At 60.4% G+C, this 3,142-nt stretch carries 3 protein-coding genes and 1 pseudogene; 1 reads left to right on the top strand and 3 read right to left on the bottom strand.

Annotated features, from left to right (window positions below; all coding sequences use genetic code 11):
• A pseudogene (locus EOA86_RS28310) lies at positions 1 to 279 on the bottom strand (IS21 family transposase); the annotation flags it as partial.
• Positions 280 to 473: 194 nt separating this feature from the next.
• On the opposite strand from EOA86_RS28310, the gene EOA86_RS28305 reads away from it, so the two are divergent.
• Positions 474 to 1,076 (top strand): hypothetical protein, encoded by a 603-nt coding sequence (locus tag EOA86_RS28305; protein WP_164892053.1) that lies wholly within the window; start codon positions 474 to 476, stop codon positions 1,074 to 1,076.
• Positions 1,077 to 1,294: 218 nt separating this feature from the next.
• Here EOA86_RS28305 and EOA86_RS28300 read toward each other — a convergent pair whose 3' ends face one another.
• Positions 1,295 to 1,522: a hypothetical protein gene (locus EOA86_RS28300; protein ID WP_245497403.1), complete on the bottom strand. Its 228-nt coding sequence runs from the start codon at positions 1,520 to 1,522 to the stop codon at positions 1,295 to 1,297.
• A 78-nt stretch (positions 1,523 to 1,600) separates the two neighbouring features.
• The coding region (locus EOA86_RS28295) for an IS66 family transposase (protein WP_128344688.1) at positions 1,601 to 3,142 on the bottom strand (1,542 nt) is incomplete at its 5' end.

The following is a 3,142-nucleotide window of genomic DNA, read 5'->3' as shown; positions in this document are numbered from 1 at the left end:
CGTCATAGCCGAGGCCGCGAAGCTCCTCGAAAATACGGATCAGCGTCAGCCGCTCCCGCTGCGGCTTGGCCGCATTCGCCGACAGCAGCCGGTCCAGCGTCTCACGCCAGGCTCCCATGCGGGGATAGGGCTGGTGCTTGCGCTCGTAGCGGAACTCCGTCTCCTCAGAACGCAGGACCTTGCGCACCACCTTGCGCGAGATCTTCAGCTCGCCTTGCTCGACTTCCCCTGGACCAGCGACAGCCGACGTATCTTTGCAATCGTCTCCAAAACCAACATCCAAAACACAAATGCCTCCGATCAAGCCGGAGGCATCTTGATGACCCCATCGTTAAGGGGTCCCGTTTGGACGAAAAGCACCCCTTAAACAGGGTCCTCATTCCACGAAAAATCAATGCACTACCTGACGTCAATCCACAGCATTGGGCCGAAGCATGCCACGGGCTCATGCCGCGGAGAGCGGGAAGATATTCTTGAAAGAAGCGGTCTCCGACATCAATACCGACAGGATCGGCAGCTTTCTCACGTCACTTGAGGTCGAGCGTGGCAGTTGCGACCCGCAATGCAAGGCTGGCGGCGATGCATACCTTGCGCGGTTCCTGATCTCGGAGCACCCCGAATATATGGATACGCTGCAACTGGTGGTGACACTTCCCTTCAAGAGGGCGCGCGGGTGGCACCTGTCGAATATCTCGAAGAGCCCGAAATCAAGAGCGTCCTGGCGCGTATCGACCGCCGCACGCCTTCTGGAGCGGGATTACGCACTGTTCTCGCTGATGTTCAATACGGATGCACGAGTTCAGGAAATCCTGAATCTTCGAATTTGTGACCTTCGTCTGGTATCGCCCTGTCCCGCCGAGCAAAGGGGCTTTCTCAACGACCGCGGCACACCGCTGACCCGGTTCGGTGTTCGATACTTGCTGCGCAAACATGTTGATATGGCTGCGGGGGAAGGAACCACCCTGGCGGAAAAAAGCATCCATCACCGCTCTTTGCGGCACACGACGGCCATCCACCTTGTCAAGGCGGGTGTTGACATAGCCACCATCAGTCAATGGCTAGCCACTCGGGGCTGAACGTAACGTGCGCTACGCCCGGGCCGGTATCGATATGAAGCGGCAAGCGCTCGAACAAGTCTTTCCCCGACGTGATGTCATCGGCAAAAGATCAGACAATCATCGCTATGATGGCGGGATGTTACGCTGGCTGCAGCGCTTGTAGACGCTCAGTTATGTGGAGTTGTATCGTGGGAAGTCGCGCGTCTGTGGTAACCATTCGGCCAGGGCCGCGGTGACTATGATTTCGGGCGACGGTTTTCTGCGCTAGGTTTCGGCGGTGCGTGACCCGCAGCCCTGCGCTCGTCGACGATATGCCGAAGGTTGTCGATGCCGTCTTCGGTGAAGACAACGATAGGTTCGCTTAATTCGGATGCGGGATAGCCGTCGTAGGCGCTCAGGCAACCGTCTTCCGAGAACATCTCGATCGAGCAATCGCGCAAAAAGTCTTCGTCTTCTTCGAGCATCTCGGCCACATATTTGAGGGTGTAAAGAGCGGAGTTGCGATATCTCATCTGACGGCCTCGTTTATTTGTAGGCCCAGATCAGGCAGCCTTATCCGCTGCGGCCGTCAGAAGGCTCCAATTCCACGGGAGCAAGTCCTCAATCTGCGTGATCGGCGTGTCGGCGATGCGGGCGAGGACGTCGGCAAGCCATGCCTGCGGATCGATGCCGTTGAGCTTGGCGGTGTTGATCAGCGTCGCCATGAAGGCGGCCCGATCGGCACCTCGATCGGAGCCTGCAAATAGCCAAGCTTTCCTGCCCAGAGCAAAACCACGCAGCGCGCGTTCGGCCGCGTTGTTGGTGAGGCAAATCCGGCCATCGCCGAGGAAGGTCGTGAATCCTTCCCAGCGCTTCAGCATATAGTCGATTGGCTCGGCGACCGGAGAGCTGCGCGACAGTCTTGCCCGCTCTGCCCGCATCCAGGCCTCAAGTTCGGTGGCGATAAGACGGCTTTCCTGCCGTCGTTGCAGACGTTCGTCGGAGACGAGTCCGTTGATGTCGCGCTCGATACCAAACAGGGCGTCGATGCGTTTGACCGCCTCGAGCGCGATCGGTGAGATCGGCGCGGCGTTCTTGCCACGCTTGGCATTGGCGGCGATGTCGGCAAGTACGAAGAACTTGCGGCGCGCATGCGCCCAGCACAGCGCCTGGGTCAGCGGACTGGGATCGCGGTCCACCTTGAACAGCGGATTGTAACTGCCATAGGCATCGGCCTGCAGAATGCCGGTGAAGTTCCTCAAATGACGCTCGGGATGCTCCTGCCGCCGATCGCGCGAAGCATAGTAGAGCGCCGCCGGTGGCGATTGCCCGCCGAACGGCCGGTCATCCCTGACATAGGTCCAGATGCGGCCTGTATCGGTCTTGCCCTTCGCCAGGATCGGCACGGTCGTGTCGTCGGCATGGAGACGATCAGCGGCAAGCACATGCGCCTCGATTAGCGCGTGCACCGGCTTCAGCGCCACGGCACAAGCGCCGACCTGGTCCGCAAGCGTCGACAGGCTGAGGTCGACGCCCTCGCGGGCATAGCGCTCGCTCTGCCGGTTCAGCGGTTGATGCTGGGCGAACTTCTCGAACAGGACCATCGCCAAAAGGTTCGGTCCGGCAAAGCCGCGCGGCGTCACATGGAAGGACGCCGGCGGCTGCGAGATCTTCTCGCATTCACGGCAGGTGAACTTCTCGCGCACGGTCTGGATCACCTTCCACTGGCGCGGGATCACCTCCAGCGTCTCGGTAATGTCCTCGCCAAGCTTGGCCAGCCTGCCCGAGCCGCAGCACGGGCAGTTCCGGGGTGCGGCGATGACCACGCGCTCACGTGGCAGATGGTCGGGAAAGGGCTTGCGCGACGGGCGCTTGCGCTCGAAAGCTCGGACTGTCGATGACCGCGCTGTCAGTTCCGCCGCCAATTCGTCCTGGCTGGCGTCGGCTTCCAACTCCTCAAGTTGCAATTCCATCTGTTGGAGAAGCCTGGCCTTGCGTTCGGAGCGGCTGCCATGGATCTCGCGCTTCAGCTTCTCTATCTCCAGCCTGAGCCGCGCGATCAGCACATCAGATTTCGAGTTCGAGGCGTTCGCGCGGGCGGCGAG

It is taken from the genome of Mesorhizobium sp. M5C.F.Ca.IN.020.32.2.1 (genome assembly GCF_004023105.1).
GTDB classification, from domain to species: domain Bacteria; phylum Pseudomonadota; class Alphaproteobacteria; order Rhizobiales; family Rhizobiaceae; genus Mesorhizobium; species Mesorhizobium wenxiniae.
This window is presented reverse-complemented; position numbering and strand designations above follow the sequence as displayed.